The organism is Paracoccus pantotrophus (genome assembly GCF_008824185.1).
GTDB lineage: Bacteria > Pseudomonadota > Alphaproteobacteria > Rhodobacterales > Rhodobacteraceae > Paracoccus > Paracoccus pantotrophus.
Window position 1 is genome coordinate 1,392,607 of sequence record NZ_CP044423.1, and the last position, 20,197, is coordinate 1,412,803.

A 20,197-nucleotide genomic window follows, 5' to 3' on the forward strand; every position below is an offset into this window, starting at 1 on the left:
CATCGGTAACGCCATGATCAAAAATGAAAAAAGGACCGCCGAAGCGGTCCTTCACGAAGTCGTCGCCGGAAATTTGTGATCGGCTCAATTCGCCTGGCGGCGCAGGAAAGCCGGGATTTCGACATTGTCGCCGGCCCGGTCGGGGCTGGCCAGATCGTCGAAACCGGCGTCGAAACCGCCGCGGTTGCGGGCCGCGACGCGCTCGTTCACGCGTTCGGCGATGGTCGAGGGCGCGGGCTTGTCCGCCTGCTCGCCATGGCCCGAGATGCGTTCCAGCATCCGGCTGAGCCCGCCCATGCGGCCCTGGGCGCGGCCCTGCTCGGCCGGCTGCTGCTGGGCGGCGCGATTCTGGGCCGCGGCCTGGCGCTCGGGCGCCTTCTGCACGGCAGCGGCCAGGCGCTGCATCACCGCATCCGACGGCGTGCCGGCCGGGGCCTGCGGGCGGGTGGGCGCGACGAAGCCGCCCGCATCGCCGTTCAGCGCGTCGCTGGGCGCGGCGGGCTGGCGCAGGTCCGGCTGATAGGCCGGACGCGGCATGTCGTCCTCGTCATAGCGTGCCGCCGGAGCCGAGGGCTGGACGCGCGCCGCCGGGGCGGGCTCGACCAGGGGCGCGGCGCGGCGCGGCGGAACCGGCAGCTCTTCCTCGACGGGCTTTTGCGCGACGGGCGGGTGCTGGGTCAGCGGCTCCTTCATGCCGCGGCGCGGCACGGGCAGCTCGGCCGCCGAGGCGTCGATGCCGGTGGCCACCACCGAGACGCGGATCGAGCCTTCCATCGACGGGTCCAGCGTCGAGCCGACGATGATGTTGGCGTCGGGATCAACCTTCTCGCGGATCTTCTCGGCCGCCTCGTCCATCTCGAACAGCGTCAGGTCATAGCCGCCGGTGATGTTGATCAAGACGCCCTTGGCGCCGTTCAGGCTGATCTCGTCCAGCAGCGGGTTGGCGATGGCCTTCTCGGCGGCCTGCACGGCGCGGTTCTCGCCCGAGGCCTCGCCGGTGCCCATCATCGCCTTGCCCATCTCGTCCATCACGGCGCGCACGTCGGCGAAGTCGAGGTTGATCAGGCCCGGGCGCACCATCAGGTCGGTCACGCCCTTGACGCCCTGGTAGAGCACGTCGTCGGCCATGGCGAAGGCTTCAGTGAAGGTGGTCTTTTCGTTGGCCAGCCGGAACAGGTTCTGGTTGGGGATAATGATCAGCGTGTCCACGACCTTCTGGAGCTGCTCGACGCCCTCCTCGGCCTGACGCATTCGCTTGGTGCCCTCGAACTGGAAGGGCTTGGTCACGACGCCGACGGTCAGGATGCCCATCTCGCGCGCGGCCTGGGCGATGATCGGGGCGGCGCCGGTGCCGGTGCCGCCGCCCATGCCGGCGGTGATGAAGCACATATGCGCGCCCATCAGGTGATCGACGATGTCCTCGATCGTCTCCTCGGCGGCCTTGGCACCGATCGAGGGCTTGGCGCCAGCGCCCAGCCCCTCGGTCACTTTCGGGCCGATCTGGATGCGGCTTTCGGCCTTGGAGGATTGCAGCGCCTGGGCGTCGGTATTCGCCACGACGAACTCGACCCCCTCCAGCTGCTTGTCGATCATGTTGTTGACCGCATTGCCACCCGCGCCACCGACGCCGAAGACGGTAATGCGCGGCTTCAGTTCCTGGTCATCATTCAGCATCAGGTGAATCTGCCGTTCCATCTCTCGCCTGCCTTCATCTGTTGCGCCGGACATAAGCGCAGTCCGGTCGAATCCCCGTATACCAGCCAGCCTAGCCAGATTCGCGCCGAGCGTCACCCGAAAAACACAGTTCGCACACCAAATATCGCGGTGGACGCTGGTGTTTTCGGCGGCATCTTGCCCATTCTGCTGCATGTGGTGGAGGCGCCCGCCCACACCACCGCATCCGGGTTCCGCGCCCCTACCAGTTGTTGCGGAACCAGCGATAGGCCCGGCGCAGGCTGCGCGCCGGATAGTGCTCGGCGGGCATGTCGAAATCCCACCATTCGTCCTGCGGATGCGCCGTCAGCAGCGCCAGTCCGATGGCCGAGGAAAAGCCCGGCGCGGTCGCGTTATGCGGCAGGCCCTGGATGCGCAGCGGCCGGCCGATGCGCACGTTCTGCCCCAGCATGCGCGCGGCCAGCGCATCGAGCCCCGGAATCTGGCTGCCGCCGCCGGTCAGCACGATCTGGCGCGAGGGCATGCAGTCGAAGCCGGCCGCGTCCAGGATCTCGCCCACCTTTTCCAGGATCTCCTCGACCCGCGGGCGCATGATGCCGATCAGGTCGGCGCGGCTGACGCTGCGGCGGTCGGTGTCCCAGTCGCCGGTCTCGCCGCCCAGTTCGATCATCTCGCGGTCGTCGCGGCCGGTGGCCTCCAGCCCGCCATGCAGGGTCTTGAGCCGCTCGGCCACGGCATGGCTGACGCGCAGCCCCTTGGCGATGTCCTGGGTGATCAGCTCGCCGCCGAAGCGGACGGCATCGGCAAAGATCATGTGCTTCTTGATGAAGACCGAAACCCCGGTGGTGCCGCCGCCCAGGTCGATGCAGGCGGCGCCCAGCTCCTGTTCGTCCTCGACCAGCGCGGCAAGGCCCGAGGCGTATGAGGCCGAGGCCACGCCCGCCAGTTCCATGTCGCAGCGCCGGATGCAATGCACCAGGTTGCTGGCCGCATCGCCGTCGATGGTCAGCACATGCATGTCGCAGGCCAGCCGGCTGCCCGACTGGTCGCGCGGGTCCGACAGACCCGAGCGGCCGTCCAGCGCAAAGTTCACCGGCTGGGCGTGCAGCACCTCGCGCCCGCGGCCGAAATCGGGCACCTCGCAGGCGGCCAGGACGCGGGCCACGTCGCCCTCGCCGACCTTGCCGGCGGGCAGCACGATCTCGCCGGCCAGGCCATAGCTGGCCGGGCGCGCGCCCGAGATGCAGGCGATGACGTGATCGACGCGCACCCCCGCGACCTTCTGCGCCGACTGGATCACGGTGCGGATGGCGCGCTCGGTCTCGGCCATGGTCTCGATCTCGCCGTAGCGCATCCCGCGCGCGCGGGTGGTGGCGGTGCCGATGACGCGGAAATTCGACTGGCCGGCCATGGGGCCGACGCCGTCGGTCTCGCGGAACTGGCTCGGGCCGTCGAATTGCAGCACCAGGCAGGCGATCTTCGAGGTTCCGATGTCCAGAACCGCGATGACGCCGCGCTGCATGGCCTGGCGGCGCATGTTCCGCATTGCCCGCTGGCCCTGATACAGATCCTTCATCTCACCTGCCTCCTTTGCGCTGTCAGCCGCTTTTCCGCGCGGTCTTTGCCGCCTTGCCCGCCGTCGCCCCCGCCGCGGCGTCGGGCGGCAGCGGCAATCCGTCCGCGCCCAGTTCCGGCTGGCCGCGGGCGCGGCGGATGGCGTTCTGCGCCTCCAGCCCCAGCCGCACCACGGGCCGCGCCTCCTGCCGCAGGTCGACGACCGAAAGGTCGCGGTCCAGCATGTGCAGCGCGCGGTCCAGCGCGATGGCGCGCTCCAGCGCCTGCAGCGCCTTGTCCTCGGGCAGCTTGATACGCTGGCCGCGGTCCAGCACCACGTCCCAGCGCCGCTCGCCCATGCGCTCCAACCCGCGCAGCCGCGGCAGGATCGGCCCGGCGGCATCGATCAGCGCCAGCGCCTCGGCCGCGGCGCGGTCGGCGCCCTCGCCGGCGACGATGGGCAGGTCGCCCCGCACCTCGCGCCCCGTGACCGAGGCGACGCGGTGCCCGGTCTTGTCCAGCAGCTCGATGCCGCGGGCATGGCGCCACAGCAGGGCCGGCACCCGTTCGGTCACGACGGCCGACAGCACCCCCCCCGGCTTGATGCGCAGGTCCACCGCCTCGACGGCATCCAGCTTCAGCACCCGCTCGCGCAGCTTTTCCAGGTCGATGTCAAAGCTCGAGGCCGGCAGGTCCACCGGCAGCATGGCGCGCAGCCCCTTGTCCACCGCGGGCGAGGCGCCCTCGATGGTCATCATCCTGACCATGAATTCGTCGCGGTGCTGGATGCGGTCCACGATGGCGTCGATGCCGCCGGTCAGGTTGGCGCGGCGCGTGTCGTCCGACAGCCAGATCCCCGCCACCAGCGCCGCCAGAAAGGCGGGCAGGCCGACATGCACCAGCCGCCGCACCAGCGGCCGCAGCATCATCCGGTTCAGCCGGTAGGCCAGGCGCGAGGGCGCGGGATCCTTGCGCGGCGTGCGCGGCGCCACCGGGGCGGGACGCGCGGGTGCGGGACGCACCGGCGCCGGCCGCCCGCCCGGCCCCTGGCCGCGGTGAAAGGGGTTCAGGCCCTGCATAGCGCCTCCTCGACGATCCAGCGGCAAAGCGCGGGAAAGTCCATGCCGGCATGGGCCGCCTGCTCGGGGGCAAGCGAGGTGGGGGTCATGCCGGGCTGGGTGTTCACCTCGAGGATAATCAGCCCGCCCAGCCCGCGGCTTTCGTCCCAGCGGAAATCGGTGCGGGTCAGCCCGCGGCAGCCCAGCGCCCGATGCGCCCGCACGGCCTGGTCGCGGCAGGCGGCGGCGATTTCCGGCGGGATCTCGGCGGGGATGACATGGCGCGAGCCGCCGGGCTTGTATTTGGCGTCGTAGTCGTACCAGCCCTCAGTCACGATCTCGGTCACGCCAAGCGCGCGGTCGCCCAGCACGGCCACGGTCAGCTCGCGCCCCGGCGCATAGGTCTCCACCATGACCCGCGCGGGCATCCGGTCGGAAAGCTGCGGCGGGCCGTTGGCGGCCTCGTGCACGATATAGACCCCGACCGAGGAGCCCTCGTCGTTCGGCTTGACCACATAGGGCGGCGCCATGACGTGACGGGCGCGCACCTCGGCGGCATCGGCGATCAGGCTGTCCAGCACCGGCAGGCCGGCAAGGCGCAGGATCTCCTTGGCGCGGGACTTGTCCATGGCCAGCGCCGAGGCCAGCACGCCGGAATGGGTATAGCGCCAGCCCAGCCATTCCAGCAGGCCCTGCACGCAGCCATCCTCGCCCCAACGGCCATGCAGGGCGTTGAAGACCACGTCCGGCGCATGTTCGGCCAGACGCGCGGGCAGATCCCTGCCCGCATCCAATTCGACGACTTCATAGCCCGCCTGCCGCAGCGCAACCGCGCATTCACGCCCCGACGAGAGCGAAACCTCGCGCTCGGCCGAGGGTCCGCCCATCAGGACTGCGACTTTCGGGGCCGACCTGCTCGACCTGCCCGCCAATGTTCTGCCTCATGTTCCCCGGTTGGTCCGGGTAATTATGCGGTCAGGATAGCCGCTTGGGCGGAATCACAAAAGTCCCTTTTCGCGTCTTGCGCGATATTTCCGGCGATGACGGCGGGTTACGGCCGGTTCCTAGGGCTGGCCTACGCGGATGACTTCCCATTGCAGCTCGTGCCCGCTGGCCTCGCGCACGCGGGCGCGCACCAATTCGCCCAGGGCCTCCAGCTCGGCGGCGGTGGCGCCATCGGCGTTCAGCAGGAAATTGGGGTGCTTTTCCGACATCTGCGCCCCGCCCAGGCGGTGGCCGCGCAGGCCGGCAGCGTCGATCAGCGACCAGGCCTTCAGCTCGTGGCTGTCATCCGCCCGCCCGGTCGAGGAAAACCCGGCCGGGTTGCGAAAGGTCGAGCCGGCGCTGCGTTCGCGCGTGGGCTGGCTCGCATCGCGGCGCGCCAGCTGTTCCTCCATCCGCGCGGCCAGTCCCGCGGGATCGCCCGGCGCGGCGCGAAAGCGGGCCTCGGTCACGACCCAGCCCTCGGGGATCTCGGAATGACGATAGGCCAGACGCAGGTCTGCGGCCGCGATTTCGTGCAGGCTGCCGTCGCGGGCCACGGCGCGGACCGAGATCAGGTGGTCGGCGACATAGCTGCCATAGCAGCCCGCGTTCATCCGCACCGCGCCGCCGATGCTGCCGGGGATGGTGCGCAGAAAGGTCAGGTCCAGCCCCGCCTCGGCGGCGCGGCGCGCGACATGGGCGTCCAGCGCCGCCGCGCCCGCGGTGACGATGCCGCCCTCGCAGGAGATGCCATTGAAGCCGCGTCCCAGCCGGATCACCACGCCGCGGATGCCGCCGTCGCGCACGATCAGGTTCGAGCCGACGCCCATGGCAAAGACCGGCAGCGCCGGGTCAAGGCCGCGCAGGAAATCCGCCAGATCCGCTTCGTCCGCTGGCTGGAACAGCCAGTCGGCCGGCCCGCCGACCCGCAGCCAGGTCAGATCGGCAAGGGCTCGGTTCGGGGTCAGGGCGCCGCGGGGCGTGGGAGGCGTCTGGGTCATGGCGCGGTGGTTAATCAGCCTTGCGCGCGCCGTCAATCCGGCCCGCATGGCACAACCGCTTTCCGGCGCGGTTCGCCAGGGTTCCGGCTGCGGCCCGCCGAGACGCGCCGCGCCTCTAGCGCAGCCCGTCCACCGGGGCCGGAGGCACGGGCTGGGTCACAAGATGGCTCTTGCGCTTTTCGTAAAAGGCATTGCCCCCTGCAACCAGGACGTAATGCATGTTGTCATAGGAGAAGCGATGATCCTTCTGGTGGAAGAACATGGCATTGCCGATCCCCGGCTGCCTTTCGCCGCGCAGGACCGCGATCGCGGCCTCGCGCACCGCCGGCAGGGATTTCGAATCCATTCGCCGGGTCAGGACGCCCGGCGCGAACTGGCCCTTTTGCCCGACCACGCCGCAGACCGTGTTGGGATAGCCCTGCGCCCGGACGCGGTTCATGACCACGTTGCCGACGGCGATCATGCCGTCGCGGCTCGAACGGTTCGCTTCGAAATAGATCACCCGCTCCATGCATTCCAGCTCGCTCATGCCGCCGCGGCCGCAGCCGGCAAGCCCGGCCAGGGCAAGCGCCAGCATCGCGCCCAGACCCGCCCGCGCCCGGACCCGCATCCTGGTTTCCGTCACCGTCATCCCGCCCCCCTTTCTCGTCCCGTCTCCGGCTATTCCAGCGCGCTGAGGATTACCGCCAGCGCGGCGAAGCAGCCAAGCCCGACGATGTCCCAGGGCCGCGCGAACGGTGCGCGCATGCCTGCCGTCGGCCGCAAGCGGTCGTAAATCCAGCGCAGCAGCGCGCCCGCGACCAGACCTCCCGCCGCGATCAGCAGCAAGAGTGACAGCAGCGCGCCGATGATGCCGGCCAGATAGCCGCCGCCGGTCTTGCCATCGCCGATCAGATAGCAAAGCCAGGCCGCGCCGAGCAGCAGGGCCAGTTCGGCCCCCAGCACCCGGAACGAGCGGGCAGCGGCGCGCCGGATGCCGATGGCGGCGGCCAGCGCCACCGTGACGAGGACGATCAGCCATGCCGCGATCATCGCCGGCGGTTCCTAGCGCAGGCCGCGCTGCGTCAGCGCGCGCCGGCGACGGCGCGGATCGAAGGGCGGCCAGACCAGCAGCGACAGCCCCAGCGCCAGGAACAGCACGCCGAAGCCGGGCCCGCAGAGATAGGTCATCCAGCCCAGCACCGGCACGCCGCACAGCACCAGCGCCCAAAGCGCCGAATGGCGCCAGCGCAGCCGCAGAAAGGGCAGAAGGCAGGCCATCACGCCCCAAAGCAGAGCGCAAAGCGCCGCGGTGGCGGGATGGCTGGCCAGCGCGATCACGCGGCCTTCTCCGTCAGCCGCTCGGGCAGGTTGTTGGCCCAGGCCGAGATGGTGCCGGCGCCCAGGCAGACCACCATGTCGCCCGGCCGCGCCTGTTCGCGCACCAGCCGCTCCAGGTCGCCCTCGTCCATTACCGCGCGGGCGTGGCGGTGGCCATGCGCGATCAGCCCGGCGACCAGGTCGTCGCGCGAGGCGCCGGGGATCGGCTCTTCGCCCGCGGAATAGACCTCGGCGATGGCGACGACATCGGCCTCGTTGAAACAGGTGCAGAAATCGTCGAACAGGTTGGAAAGCCGGGAATAGCGATGCGGCTGATGCACGGCGATCACCCGGCCCCTGGTCGCCTGGCGCGCGGCCTTCAGCACCGCCGCGATCTCGACCGGGTGATGGCCGTAATCGTCGATGATGGTCACGCCGTTCACTTCGCCCACGCGGGTAAAGCGGCGGCTGACCCCGCCGAAGCGCGCCAGCGCCTCGCGGATCTGGGCACGCTTCATGCCCAGGTGGCGGGCGACGGCCACCGCGGCCAGCGCGTTCGAGACGTTGTGATCGCCCGGCATCGGCAGGGTGCAGCCCTCGATCACCGGCACCTCGCCGTCGTTCAACTCGGCCTCGCCTCGCAGGGCGATGTCGAAATGCGCCACGCCGTTTTCATAGCGCAGGTTGATCGCGCGCACGTCGGCCTGGGCGTTGAAGCCGAAGGTGGCGACGCGACGGTCGGAGAGCTTGCCGACCAGCGACTGCACCTCGGGGTGGTCGGTGCAGCAGACGGCAAGGCCGTAGAAGGGGATGTTCGAGACGAAATCCTGGAAGCCCTTGCGCAGCGCATCGAAGCTGCCCCAATGCTCCATATGCTCGGGGTCGATATTGGTCACGATGGCGATGGTCGCGGGCAGGCGGTTGAAGCTGCCGTCCGATTCGTCGGCCTCGACCACCATCCATTCGCCGGCGCCGGCGCGGGCGTTCGAGCCGTAAGCGTGGATGACGCCGCCATTGATCACCGTCGGATCGAAGCCCCCCGCATCCAGCAGCGTCGCGACCATGGTGGTGGTCGTGGTCTTGCCATGGGTGCCGGCGATGGCGACATTGGATTTCAGCCGCATCAGCTCGGCCAGCATCTCGGCCCGGCGCACGACGGGCAGGCCGCGGCGGCGGGCCTCCTCAAGCTCGGGGTTGCCCTTCTTGATGGCGGTCGAGATCACCACCACGCCGGCTTCGCCAATGTTTTCAGCACGTTGGCCTTCGAAGACGGTGGCGCCCAGCGCCTGCAAGCGGTCGGTGATCTTCGAGCGTTTCGCGTCAGAACCCTGCACCTGGTAGCCCAGCGTCATCAGCACCTCGGCGATGCCGGACATGCCGATGCCGCCGATGCCGACGAAATGGATGGGGCCAAGCTCGCCCGGAAGTTTGGTCGCTGCGTTCATCGGGTCAGTTCCGTCACTAGATCTGCAAGGCGCTGCGCCGCGTCGGGGCGGGCAAGCGTTAGCGCGGCAGCGGCCATGGCGGTGGCGCGGGCGCTGTCGGAAAGGATGTCCCGGATGTCGCGCCTCAGGCTCTCGGCGTCAAGCACGGATTCGGGCAAAAGGATCGCCGCGCCGGATTCCGCAAGGGCACGGGCATTGGCGGTCTGGTGGTCGCCGGTCGCCGCGGCATAGGGGATCAGGATCGCCGGGCGGCCGATCACGGTGATGTCGGCGATGGACGAGGCCCCGGCCCGGCTGACGGCCAGCTGGCACTCGGCCAGCCGCCGGGGCACGTCGTCGAAGAAGGGCCGGACCTCGGCATCGACGCCGGCCGCGGCATAGGCGGCAGTGACGCGCGCGCCATCCTCGGCGCGGGCCTGGTGGCTGACCGACAGGCGGGCGCGCATCTCGTCGGGCAGGCCGGCGATGGCCTCGGGCACCATGTCGGACAGCACGCGCGCGCCCTGGCTGCCGCCGATGACCAGCAGGCGCAGCGGGCCCTCGCCCGGCGGCATATAGGGCGCGCCGGCGCGGTCCAGCACCGCCTGGCGCACCGGGTTGCCGGTATGGATGCCCTGCACGCCGGCCGGCAGCCGGGTCGGCCAGGTGCCGCAGGCCACGCGGTCCACCCGGCGGGCGAAGGCCATGTTCACCCGGCCCATGATGCCGTTCTGCTCGTGGATCATGCGCGGGATGCGCAGGACCAGCGCCGCCGACATGGCGGGGATGGTCGGATAGCCGCCGAAGCCCACCACCACGGCCGGACGGTCGGCCCGCATCCGGCGCATGGCCGAAAGCACGCCCGCGCCGATGCGGAAGGGCACGGCGAGCTTGGCCAGCGTCCCCCCGCGCGCGGTGGTGGCAGAGCTGACCACCTCGCGCGCGACCTCGGCCGGGAAGGCGCCGGCATAGCGCGCGCCGCGTTCGTCGGTGGACAGCTTCACCCGCCAGCCCTGCGCCAGCAGCACCTCGGCCAGCGATTGCGCCGGGAACATGTGGCCGCCGGTGCCGCCGGCAGCGATCAGGCAAAGCGGGGCCGCGCTCATCCCCGGCCCCGGCCCAGCACGTCGCCGATGCGGCCCTGCGGGCGCGAGCGGGTCAGCGCCAGCAGCATCCCCATGGCGATGCCCGAGGCGATCACCGACGAGCCGCCATAGCTGACGAAGGGCAGCGTCATGCCCTTGGCCGGCAGAAGCCGCACCGCCACGCCCATGTTGATCAGCGCCTGCACGCCGAAGGCGCAGGCCAGCCCGGTGCCGGCGATGCGGGCAAAGGGATCGCGCTCGCCCTGAAGCCGCAGAAGCGAGCGGATGACGATGGTGGCGTAAAGCGCGATGATGATCAGCACCAGGATCAGCCCGTATTCCTCGGCCGCAACGGCGATGATGAAATCGGTATGGGCGTCGGGCAGCGACCACTTGACCGAGCCCTCGCCCACGCCGACGCCGAAGAAGCCGCCCTCCTGGATGGCGTTGGTGGCATAGCCCAGCTGGGTGCGCGGATCGACCTCGGCCGCAAGGAAACCGTTGATGCGGCGGGCGAAATGCTCGGATGCGCCATAGGCGAAGACGCCGCCGACACAGGCCAGCCCCATCACACCGCCCAGAAGGTAAAGCGGCGCGCCGGCGATGAAATACATCACGCACCAGGAAAACAGCACCAGCGAGGCCTGGCCAAAATCGGGCTGCATGGCCAGAAGCAGCACCACGACCACCGCAAGCCCGAAGGAGAAGGACTTGCCGGGCGGGCCGCCGACCTCCTGGCTTGCGGCCATGAACCAGGCGCAGATGGCGACGAAGCAGGGTTTCAGGAACTCGGAAGGCTGCACCGACATGCCGCCGGGCAGGCGCAGCCAGCGCACCGCACCCTTGCCGAAATCGGTGCCGATGAAGGGCAGCGCCATCAGCACCACCAGCGCGACCAGAAAGCCCAGCACGCCGATCCGCCGCACCATCCTGGGCGAGAAGGTCGAGATCACCAGCATTGCCGCCAGCGCCATGGCGCCGAAGACCGCCTGGCGGGTGACGTAATAGAATTGCGGCAGGCCGTTCTTTTCGGCCAGGGGCACCGAGGCCGCCAGGCCCAGCAGCAGCCCGACCGCGAACAGTCCCAGCACGCAGGCCAGGGACCATCGGTCCAGCGTGCGCCACCAGCGTGGAAGAATCGGATCACCTGCCCGCAAGGGCGTGGTGCCAAAGACCATCTCGGTCATGGGTTACCGCCGTCACTGCCTCGTTTGCATCGCCCGTTTGCCGGGTCTGGGCGGAAGCATAGCGCGATTGGCCGTGGCGCGCTACTGCGGATTGAGTGACGTGGTGGCAGCCCGGATCACATCGCGCGGAAGACGGCCGGGTTTCGCACCCCGCCGCCCCGCCTTCTCCGTTCTTCAAATACCCGACGGCAACCGCGCGGCCGGGCGCGGCGGCGGAAATCTGGCGCTCAGGCGCGCGCCACGTCCTTGCGGGTGCGCCACAGCGACCAGCCGACGCCGGCGCCGAGGATGGCGAGGGTGATGCCCAGCGACGCGGCGGGCGGGAATTTCGCCAGCCCCATCAGGTCGGCCAGGAATACCTTGGAGCCAATGAAGATCAGCAGCACCGCCAATGCCTGCTTGAGATATTCGAAGCGGTGGATGATCGCCGCCAGCGCGAAGAACAGCGCGCGCAGGCCCAGAATGGCAAAGATGTTCGAGGTGTAGACGATATAGGGGTCGGCGGTGATGGCAAAGACCGCCGGCACCGAATCGACCGCGAAGATCACGTCGGCGATCTCGATCATCACCAGCGCCAACAGCAGCGGCGTGGCGTAACGGCGGATGCGGCCGGTCGCGGGGTCGGACCTCTTCACGACAAAGGCATGGCCGTGCAGTTCGTCGGTCAGCCGCATCCGGCGGCGCAGGAACTTCAGGACCGGGTTCGATCCCATGTCATGCTCCTTGTCGCCGATGAACAGCATCTTGACGCCGGTCAGGATCAGGAAGCCGGCAAAGACATAGAGGATCCAGCCATATTGCGCGACCAGCGTCGCACCGACGCCGATCATGATGCCGCGCAGCACGATCACGCCCAGGATGCCCCAGAACAGCACCCGGTGCTGGTAGCGGCGCGAAATCGACAGCGTGGCGAAGATCAGCGCGATGACAAAGACATTGTCCATCGCCAGCGTCTTTTCCACCACGAAGGCGGTCATGTATTCGGCGGCGGCATTGCTGCCCAGCTGATACCAGACGAAGCCGCCGAAAAGCACGCCCAGCGTGATGTAGAAGCCCGAGAGCTTCAGGCTTTCGGCGACGCCGATTTCCTTGTCGCCGCGGTTGAGCACGCCGAGGTCGAAGGCCAGCAACGCCGCGACGAGGCCGACGAAGACCAGCCACAGCCAGATCGGCGTACCGAGAAAGAGGGTCAGGTAGAAAGGTTCCATGCCAGGCTCCACATTGAACGCAAGCCGGTGCGAAGCCTTGGAAGGGAAAGGGTTCTGGGCTGGCACCGAGCAAGGCTCAATGCGGTCCGACATCACGACTGGCGTCGTCAGAGGGGCCCGGTCCGCCCGCCCCAGATAGGGGCTCGGGGCCGCGATGCAAGACCGGGCCAATCGCTTTTCCGGGCGGCGGGCCGATCGGCGGGAACAGCCACCCCTTTTCCTTGGCCCTGCGCGGGACTAACTATCGCCAAGCCTCGCAAAAGGATCGCCCATGCTTTACCAGACCAAGGCCGAATGGCTGGCCGCACCCCGCAAGCGCGTGCTGTTCTTCGGCATGTCCGGGCTGGGCAAGACCTTCCTGGCCTCGATGCTGCGCGGCTCGGGGGAATGGTTCCACTATTCGGTCGATTACCGCATCGGCACCCGCTACATGGGCGAGCTGATCGCCGACAACTTCAAGCGCGAGGCGATGAAAGTGCCCTTCCTGCGCGAACTCTTGCTGTCGGATTCGGTCTATATCGCCAGCAACATCACCTTCGAGAACCTGGCGCCGCTGTCCACCTATCTGGGCAAGCCCGGCAGCGTCACCCGCGGCGGGCTGGAATTTGACGAATACATGCGCCGCCAGGACCAGCACCGGATGGCCGAGATCGCGGCGCTGCTGGATACCGGGCATTTCATCCGCCGCGCGCAGGAGATCTACAACCTGGGCAATTTCGTCTGCGATTCCGGCGGCTCGGTCTGCGAGGTGGTGGACCCCTTTGCCAAGACCGACCCGGTGCTGGACGCGCTGGAGCGCGAATTGCTGCTGGTCTGGATCAAGGGCTCGGACGCGCATACCGAGGAACTGGTGCGCCGCTTCGACCGCGCGCCGAAGCCGATGTATTACCAGCCGGATTTCCTGGACCGGGCCTGGACCGACTACCGGGTCGACAAGGGCCTGCGCGAGGATCAGGTGAATCCCGACGATTTCATCCGCTGGACCTATGCCCGCGCGCTGGCCCATCGCCAGCCGCGCTACGAGGCGATGGCCCGGCGCGGCGTGACGCTGCTGGCCGAGGAGGTGGCACGGGTGACAGGCCCGCAAGACCTGATCGCGCTGATCGGCCATGCCATAGACCGACGGCCCGCCGGCGCCGCCCTTGCCGGAACGATCGACAGAAAGGACGCATGATGCCCATCACCCTGCCCAATGACCTGCCGGCCTATGACATCCTGTCGAACGAAGGCGTCATGGTCATGTCGCCGGGCCGGGCGGCGACGCAGGACATCAGGCCCTTGCGCATCGGGCTTTTGAACCTGATGCCCAAGAAGATCCAGACCGAGAACCAGTTCGCCCGGCTGATCGGCGCCACGCCCCTGCAGATCGACTTTCAGCTGATCCGCATGTCCGACCACGAAAGCCGCAACACCGCGGCCGATCACCTGCAATCCTTCTATCGCCGCTTCTGCGAGGTCGAGGAAACGGGCGAGAAGTTCGACGGGCTCATCATCACCGGCGCGCCCATCGAGCACCTGCCCTTCGAGGCCGTGACCTATTGGGACGAACTGACCCGCGTCTTCGACTGGACGCAAAGCCATGTGCATTCGACCTTCGGCGTCTGCTGGGGCGGCATGGCGATGGCCTGGCATTTCCACCGCCTGGAAAAGCACATGCTGGACCGCAAGGCCTTCGGCTGCTTCCGCCACCGCAACCTGGCGCCCTCCAGCCCCTATCTGCGCGGCTTTTCCGACGACGTGCTGGTTCCCGTCAGCCGCTGGACCGAGGTGCGCCAGGACGAGGTGGACGCCATCCCGGCGCTGACGACGCTGATCGCCTCGGATCAGGTCGGGCCCTGCCTGCTGCAAGACCCCTGCCATCGCGCGCTCTATGTCTTCAACCATTTCGAATATGACAGCACGACGCTGAAGGACGAATACGACCGCGACGCCGCCTCGGGCAAGCCGATCGAGGTGCCGGTGAACTACTACCCGGACGACGACCCGTCGCGCGCGCCGACGAACCGCTGGCGCAGCCATGCGCATCTGCTCTATGGTAACTGGATCAACGAGATCTACCAGACCACCCATTTCGACCTGAACCGCATCGGCGAGGCGTAAGCATGGCCAGCAATGGCGCCAAGGACGGGACCGGCAAGCGGGGATCTCTGCCCGACCTGCCCTTTGTCGGCGCAATCACCCGCTACCTGGAACAGGACGCGCCCGAGGCGCTGCGCAAGACCGTGGCGGCGGCGGACGGCAAGCGCATCCCCGATCCCTCCTATCCTTATGCCGAGGAGATGAAGGGCAAGGATTACGACGAGCGGATGGCCGGGCTGCAATTGCAGCTGGTGCGGCTGATGCGCGACGTGATCCATACCGGCAAGCGCATGGTGGTGCTGTTCGAGGGCCGCGATGCCGCCGGCAAGGGCGGCACCATCGAGCGGGTGCGCGAGAACCTCAACCCGCGCTCGGCCTATATCGTCGCCCTGCCCAAGCCCAGCGAGCGTGAGGCCGGGGAATGGTATTTCCAGCGCTATGTCGACTGGCTGCCCGCCAGGGGCGAGATCGCGCTCTTCGACCGCAGCTGGTACAACCGCGGCGTGGTCGAAAAGGTCTTCGGCTTCTGCACGGATGCACAGCGCGAGACCTTCTTTCGCCAACTGCCGCTGTTCGAGACCATGCTGGTCGATGACGGGGTGATCCTGGTCAAGCTGTGGCTGGAGGTCAGCCGGGCCGAGCAGCTCAAGCGGTTCCTCGACCGCGAGCAGGATCCGCTGAAGCAATGGAAGCTCAGCCCCATCGACGTCGAGGGGCTGGCGAAATGGGACGATTACGGTGCCGCGATCCGGGACACGCTGCTGCGCAGCCATTCCGGCATCGCACCCTGGACGGTGATCCGCGCCGACGACAAGCGCCGCGCCCGCATCGCGGCGATCCAGGCCATCCTGCGCGCGGTCGATTTCGCCGGCCGCGACGACGAGGTAATCGGCCAGCCCGACCCGCAGATCACCGGCGGCCCCGAGATCCTGCCGGGATAGCGGGCAAGGCAGGGGGCGACGATGGATCGGCCGTTCAGGACCACCCCGGCCAACGCGATCGCCCGCAAGGCGGCATGGCTGTGCGCGCTGATTTGGCTGGCGGTCCTCGCCCCGGTCCAGGCACAGGCACAGGCACAGGCACAGGATCTGCCCGACTGGCAGAACCTGCATGTCAACGATTTCGCCGGGCTGCTCGCGCCCCAGGATGCCCAGGCCCTCGACAGGGCCCTGGCCGGGCTGCGCAAGGATGCCGGTATCCAGGGCACGGTCGTCACCCTGACCGACCGGGCGCGCCACGGCGGGTCCGACGGGCTGGAGCCCTTCGCCACCCGGCTCTTCAACCATTGGGGCGTGGGCGACGGTGCGCGCAGCGACGGCTTCATGGTCCTGGTGCTGGCCGAGAACCGCGAGGCGCGGATCGAACTCGGCCGCGGCTATGAAAACGACGCCGACATCCTGGCGCAGGAGATCATGCGCAACACCATGCTGCCCGCCTTTCGCGACGGCCGGATGTCGCAGGGCATCCGCGACGGCACGCTGGCGGTGATCACGCTGATCGCCCGTCCCGTCGCGACGGGTCAGCCGCTCGGGACGCGCGAACGCGGGCTGATGGACCGTATCGTCCCCCTTGCCTTCGGCGGCGCCTGGCTCCTGATCCTCGGCGCCATCGCCCGGCAGCTCTGGCAACGCAACCGCTGCCCGCGATGCGGGCACCGCGGCCTGGAAACGCAGGTCGCGCCCCTGCAAACCCCGCTGCCCGAGGGCGGCCACATGGTCTCGCATGACGATGTCACGCGGCGCTGCCCGGCCTGCGACTGGTCCGAATCCCGCCAGCGCCTGCGCCGGCAAACGGTCTGGTACGACCCGAACGGCGCCGTGCTGCGCAGCCGGACCAACAGGGCCGCGGGCGGCAACTCGGGCTTCGGCGGCGGCTCGTCGCGGGGCGGCGGCGCCTCGGGGCGCTGGTAGCACCGCCGCGCTTGCGAGGTCGCGGCGGGACGGCTAGCGTCAGGCCAGACTGCCTTCAAGGAAAGCTCCGACATGAAACTTTTCCGCTTCCCCGCCCTGGCGCTCGCGCTTGCCAGCACCAGCCTGACGGCCGCCTGGGCCGCCGATCCCGAACTGACGGTCTTCGACTGGGCCGGGTTCGAGGAGCCGGTGATTTTCCAGGGCTATATCGACAAGCATGGCACCGGCCCGACCTTCGTCTTCTACGGCGACGATGACGAGGCCTATCAAAAGCTCGCCTCGGGCTTCAAAGCCGATGTCGCCCATCCCTGCTCGCAAATGGTGTCGAAATACCGCGATGCCGGGCTGATCGAGCCCTGGGACGTCTCGAAGATCCCCGCCTTCGAAAGCCTCGATGCGAAATTCCTCGATTCGGAAATCTTCAAGGACGACGAGGGTGTCTGGTACATCCCGACCGACTGGGGCGCGACCGCGGTGGCCTATAATACCGAGACCGTGCCGGCCGAGGACGTGGCCAGCCTGAACATCTTCATCGACCCGAAATACCAGGGCCGCACCTCGCTGCCCGATTCGGCCGACGATGTCTGGGCGCTGGCCTATCTGGCCACCGGCACCACCGACTGGACCGAAGTGACCGACGAGCAGTTCGCGGCCGCCGCCGACTGGCTGCGCCAGGCGCATCAGAACGTCGCCGCCTATTGGGCCGACCCGGCCGAACAGGCGCAGCTGATGGCTTCGGGCGCGGTGGACGTGGCCTGGTCCTGGAACGACGGCGTGGTGCTGCTGGAAAACGACGGCTTCCCGGTCGGCTTCCAGCGCGCGGCCAAGGAAGGCAGTTCGACCTTCTTCTGCGGCTTCATCAATTTGAAGAGCGGGCCGGGCAACGAGGACAAGGCCTACGACTTCATCAACGCCTGGCTCGCCCCCGAGGCGGCCAAGGGCCTGCTGGACACGATCGGCTACGGCCATACCTCGACCGTCGCCATGGAGACGATCAAGGACGAGCCGGCGGTGCAGGAAGGGCTGTCGCCCGTGGACGCCCCGATCCTGGCCCAGACCCCGAACGACCCGCAGCAACGCGAAAGGCAGCTGCAGGAATTCGAAAAGATCAAGGCCGGCTTCTGACCGACCCTTGCAGCGCCCCGCCCCGAAAGCGGGGCCTTCCGCCGACGGCACGGCCGCATGGGTATTTCAGGAACGAAGAAGGCCGGGGCGTTGCGCCCCGTTATTCTCCGTTTTCCAAATACCCCATGGGGTGAATTGGTCCGCGCAGCGGGACAAGAGGGGAACAGCGTTCCCCTCCTTGCGCGCGAGAATGGCGGCGCCTATATTCGGCTTGTCCGGGTTCGCCCGGACTATGGACATAAACGCGCAGGTAATAAGCGGATCGGACCCGGGGGCGGTACCCGGCGGCTCCACCATCATCCCTCGTTGGGGGCGCATGGGGCCGAAACAGGATCGACGAACGTCTAAAGCTGTTTGCTTTGTCTCGGTGAGCTACCACCGTCATCGGTGCAAAATGTACAGTTGCCAACGACAACCGTGCTCCGGTGGCTCTGGCTGCGTAAGCAGCTCGGGCAACCGAAACTCAAGCCCTTCCGCCTAGCAGCGTAAGGCGGGGCCCGCAGGAGCCTGGCAACAGAATCCTGCACCTTCCCCCTTTAATCTCTGGTTTTTCGGCGCGCCCGGGCCTATCTCAGGCCACATGCAAGGGAATGCCGCCATGAAAGACCTGACCTCCTCCGATGCCGATGCGCTGATCGCGGATCTGGGCGCAAAGGCGCGCGCCGCCGCCGCCCTGCTGGCCGAGGCCTCGGCCGAGCGCAAGCATGCCGCCCTGATCGGTGCCGCCGATGCGATCCTGAGGGCCGAGGACGCCATCCTCGACGCCAATGCCGAGGACATGCATTACGCTGAGGAGAAGGGCCTCTCCCCCGCCATGCTCGACCGGCTGAAGCTCGATCCCGCGCGCATCCGCGCCATGGCCGAGGGGCTGCGCTCGGTCGCGGCGCAAGCGGACCCCGTGGGCCGCGTGCTGGCGGAATGGGACCGGCCAAACGGGCTGCATATCCGGCGCGTCGCGACCCCCCTGGGCGTCATCGGCGTGATCTACGAAAGCCGCCCCAATGTCACCGCCGATGCCGCGGCGCTGGCGCTGAAGGCGGGCAATGCGGTGATCCTGCGCGGCGGCTCGGAAAGCCTGAACAGCTCGGCCGCGATCCACCGGGCGCTGGTGACGGGCCTGACGCAGGCCGGCCTACCCGAGGCGTCGGTGCAGATGGTGCCGACCCGCGACCGCGAGGCCGTCGCCGCCATGCTGCGCGCGCAGGCATTCATCGACGTGATCGTGCCCCGCGGCGGCAAGGGCCTGGTCGGGCTGGTGCAGAAGGAAGCCCGCGTGCCGGTCTTTGCCCATCTGGAGGGCATCTGCCATGTCTATGCCGACCGCGACGCCGACCTGGACAAGGCGCGCCGCGTGGTGCTGAACGCCAAGACCCGGCGCACCGGCATTTGCGGCGCCGCCGAATGCCTGCTGATCGACTGGCAGTTCTACACCAGGCACGGTCCCGTGCTGGTGCAGGATCTGCTGGACGCGGGCGTCGAGGTCCGTGCCGAAGGCGAGCTTGCCAAGGTGCCGGGCACCGTGCCGGCCGAGCCCTCGGATTTCGGGCAGGAGTTCCTGGACAAGATCATCGCGGTAAAGCTGGTCGACGGCGTCGAGGAGGCGATCGCCCATATCCGTCGCTATGGCTCGGGCCATACCGAATCGATCCTGACCGAGAACGACGCCACCGCCGAGCGTTTTTTCAACGGGCTCGACAGCGCCATCCTGATGCAGAACGCCTCGACGCAATTCGCCGATGGCGGCGAATTCGGGATGGGCGCCGAGATCGGCATCGCCACCGGCAAGATGCATGCGCGCGGGCCGGTGGGCGCCGAGCAGCTGACCAGCTTCAAGTATCTGGTCACCGGCGACGGCACCATCCGGACCTGACGCCAACACAAGCCGGGCACTGAAACCCGGTGGGATCCGGGCCTCAGAACGAGATCTCGCCGCCGCTCTCGTCCAGTTCCCAGGCCAGCGGGCGATTGGCGGCGCAGGCGAAACCGGCCAGCAGCGGGAAATGCACCTCGGAGGCGCCCGGTTCGGGCCGCGCCCGGTGCCGATCGGGGCCGAGCCAGGACCACAGCGTCGGATCCGGCCTGATGCGGCTGCTTTCGGCGACCAGCCGCCAGCCCTGGGCACCGCGGCAGACCAGCACGCTGCCGCCCCAGGGCATCGCCGTCTCAAGGCACATCAGCGCCAGCAGGATCAGGCGCGCCTCGATGCGCGGCAGATCGCCCTCGGCCTCCAGCCGCAGGCGGATGCGCCCGCCCCTTTCGACCTCGGCCAGCAGCGCGGCCAGTTCGGCCAGGCCAAGGCGCTGGTCCGGCGCAGCATGGCCGAAGGCCACGCGGAACCAGCGTATCCGCGCCCGCGCCGCCTCGACGCTTTCGGCGATCAACTGCATCTCGGGGCTGTCGTCGATGCCTGGCCAGGCGCCCGAAAGCTGCAGCAGCTCCAGCCCGTTGCCGATCGCCCCCAGGGGCGAGACGATGTCATGGCACAGCCGCGAACCGACCAGCGCGGCAAGCCGCTCGGGCGGCAGGACGTCGGGAGTGCCGAGCGGGCAATGGATTGTCAGATCGTCCATGGAAGGCTAGCCTGCATGATGCTTCAGGAAGGGGCCTAA

General features: G+C 68.6%; 19 protein-coding genes and 1 other RNA gene. 7 read left to right on the plus strand and 13 right to left on the minus strand.

Translation table 11 applies throughout. The features are described from left to right. Positions 1 to 84 precede the first annotated feature (84 nt). The 12 genes from ftsZ to ESD82_RS06775 form a co-directional block, all read right to left on the minus strand. Complete coding sequence (gene ftsZ / locus ESD82_RS06720; protein WP_147428711.1) at positions 85 to 1,695, minus strand: cell division protein FtsZ; 1,611 nt, start codon at positions 1,693 to 1,695, stop codon at positions 85 to 87. A 220-nt stretch (positions 1,696 to 1,915) separates the two neighbouring features. After that, positions 1,916 to 3,250, minus strand: a complete 1,335-nt coding sequence (ftsA, locus tag ESD82_RS06725) for a cell division protein FtsA (RefSeq protein ID WP_147428710.1) — start codon at positions 3,248 to 3,250, stop codon at positions 1,916 to 1,918. Positions 3,251 to 3,272: 22 nt separating this feature from the next. Further along, positions 3,273 to 4,307, minus strand: coding sequence for a cell division protein FtsQ/DivIB (locus ESD82_RS06730; RefSeq protein WP_024843497.1), 1,035 nt, complete (start codon positions 4,305 to 4,307; stop codon positions 3,273 to 3,275). Continuing rightward, positions 4,295 to 5,218: a D-alanine--D-alanine ligase gene (locus ESD82_RS06735; RefSeq protein ID WP_024843496.1), complete on the minus strand. Its 924-nt coding sequence runs from the start codon at positions 5,216 to 5,218 to the stop codon at positions 4,295 to 4,297. The genes ESD82_RS06730 and ESD82_RS06735 overlap by 13 nt, the downstream gene beginning before the upstream one ends. Before the next feature lie 132 nt (positions 5,219 to 5,350). Next, positions 5,351 to 6,271: a UDP-N-acetylmuramate dehydrogenase gene (gene murB, locus ESD82_RS06740; protein WP_024843495.1), complete on the minus strand. Its 921-nt coding sequence runs from the start codon at positions 6,269 to 6,271 to the stop codon at positions 5,351 to 5,353. Positions 6,272 to 6,386: 115 nt separating this feature from the next. Further along, positions 6,387 to 6,881 (minus strand): cell wall hydrolase, encoded by a 495-nt coding sequence (locus tag ESD82_RS06745; protein ID WP_147429171.1) that lies wholly within the window; start codon positions 6,879 to 6,881, stop codon positions 6,387 to 6,389. 50 nt (positions 6,882 to 6,931) lie between these two features. Next, positions 6,932 to 7,303, minus strand: coding sequence for a hypothetical protein (locus ESD82_RS06750; RefSeq protein ID WP_024843493.1), 372 nt, complete (start codon positions 7,301 to 7,303; stop codon positions 6,932 to 6,934). 12 nt (positions 7,304 to 7,315) lie between these two features. Next, complete coding sequence (locus ESD82_RS06755; RefSeq protein WP_024843492.1) at positions 7,316 to 7,591, minus strand: DUF2484 family protein; 276 nt, start codon at positions 7,589 to 7,591, stop codon at positions 7,316 to 7,318. After that, positions 7,588 to 9,015 carry a UDP-N-acetylmuramate--L-alanine ligase gene (gene murC / locus ESD82_RS06760; RefSeq protein ID WP_024843491.1) on the minus strand — a complete coding sequence of 476 codons (1,428 nt, stop codon included), beginning with the start codon at positions 9,013 to 9,015 and terminating at the stop codon, positions 7,588 to 7,590. The genes ESD82_RS06755 and murC overlap by 4 nt, the downstream gene beginning before the upstream one ends. Next, positions 9,012 to 10,100: a UDP-N-acetylglucosamine--N-acetylmuramyl-(pentapeptide) pyrophosphoryl-undecaprenol N-acetylglucosamine transferase gene (locus ESD82_RS06765; protein WP_147428709.1), complete on the minus strand. Its 1,089-nt coding sequence runs from the start codon at positions 10,098 to 10,100 to the stop codon at positions 9,012 to 9,014. The genes murC and ESD82_RS06765 overlap by 4 nt, the downstream gene beginning before the upstream one ends. Beyond that, a complete protein-coding gene (locus tag ESD82_RS06770) occupies positions 10,097 to 11,266 on the minus strand; it encodes a peptidoglycan glycosyltransferase FtsW (RefSeq protein WP_024843489.1) in 1,170 nt (389 codons plus the stop codon). Before ESD82_RS06770 ends, ESD82_RS06765 begins: the two co-directional genes overlap by 4 nt. A gap of 227 nt (positions 11,267 to 11,493) precedes the next feature. Next, complete coding sequence (locus ESD82_RS06775) at positions 11,494 to 12,474, minus strand: TerC family protein (RefSeq protein WP_147428708.1); 981 nt, start codon at positions 12,472 to 12,474, stop codon at positions 11,494 to 11,496. 271 nt (positions 12,475 to 12,745) lie between these two features. On the opposite strand from ESD82_RS06775, the gene ESD82_RS06780 reads away from it, so the two are divergent. The 7 genes from ESD82_RS06780 to ESD82_RS06810 all read left to right on the plus strand — a co-directional run bounded on the left by ESD82_RS06780 (position 12,746) and on the right by ESD82_RS06810 (position 19,458). Further along, complete coding sequence (locus ESD82_RS06780) at positions 12,746 to 13,648, plus strand: hypothetical protein (protein ID WP_024843487.1); 903 nt, start codon at positions 12,746 to 12,748, stop codon at positions 13,646 to 13,648. Then, entirely contained in the window at positions 13,648 to 14,574 is a 927-nt protein-coding gene (locus ESD82_RS06785; protein ID WP_024843486.1) for a homoserine O-succinyltransferase, read from the plus strand. The genes ESD82_RS06780 and ESD82_RS06785 overlap by 1 nt, the downstream gene beginning before the upstream one ends. 2 nt (positions 14,575 to 14,576) lie before the next feature. Next, the gene (ppk2, locus tag ESD82_RS06790; protein WP_051419747.1) at positions 14,577 to 15,494 is read left to right on the plus strand and encodes a polyphosphate kinase 2; all 918 of its coding nucleotides are present in this window, start codon (positions 14,577 to 14,579) and stop codon (positions 15,492 to 15,494) included. A 21-nt stretch (positions 15,495 to 15,515) separates the two neighbouring features. Next, positions 15,516 to 16,463 (plus strand): TPM domain-containing protein, encoded by a 948-nt coding sequence (locus tag ESD82_RS06795; protein ID WP_147428707.1) that lies wholly within the window; start codon positions 15,516 to 15,518, stop codon positions 16,461 to 16,463. A 72-nt stretch (positions 16,464 to 16,535) separates the two neighbouring features. Next, positions 16,536 to 17,588: an ABC transporter substrate-binding protein gene (locus ESD82_RS06800; RefSeq protein ID WP_024843483.1), complete on the plus strand. Its 1,053-nt coding sequence runs from the start codon at positions 16,536 to 16,538 to the stop codon at positions 17,586 to 17,588. A 174-nt stretch (positions 17,589 to 17,762) separates the two neighbouring features. Continuing rightward, positions 17,763 to 18,116: a transfer-messenger RNA gene (gene ssrA / locus ESD82_RS06805) on the plus strand. A gap of 70 nt (positions 18,117 to 18,186) precedes the next feature. Next, positions 18,187 to 19,458 (plus strand): glutamate-5-semialdehyde dehydrogenase, encoded by a 1,272-nt coding sequence (locus ESD82_RS06810; RefSeq protein ID WP_147428706.1) that lies wholly within the window; start codon positions 18,187 to 18,189, stop codon positions 19,456 to 19,458. A 43-nt stretch (positions 19,459 to 19,501) separates the two neighbouring features. Here the strand turns inward: ESD82_RS06810 and ESD82_RS06815 are convergent, their stop codons facing one another. Next, a complete protein-coding gene (locus ESD82_RS06815; protein ID WP_147428705.1) occupies positions 19,502 to 20,158 on the minus strand; it encodes a histidine phosphotransferase family protein in 657 nt (218 codons plus the stop codon). Positions 20,159 to 20,197 lie beyond the last annotated feature (39 nt).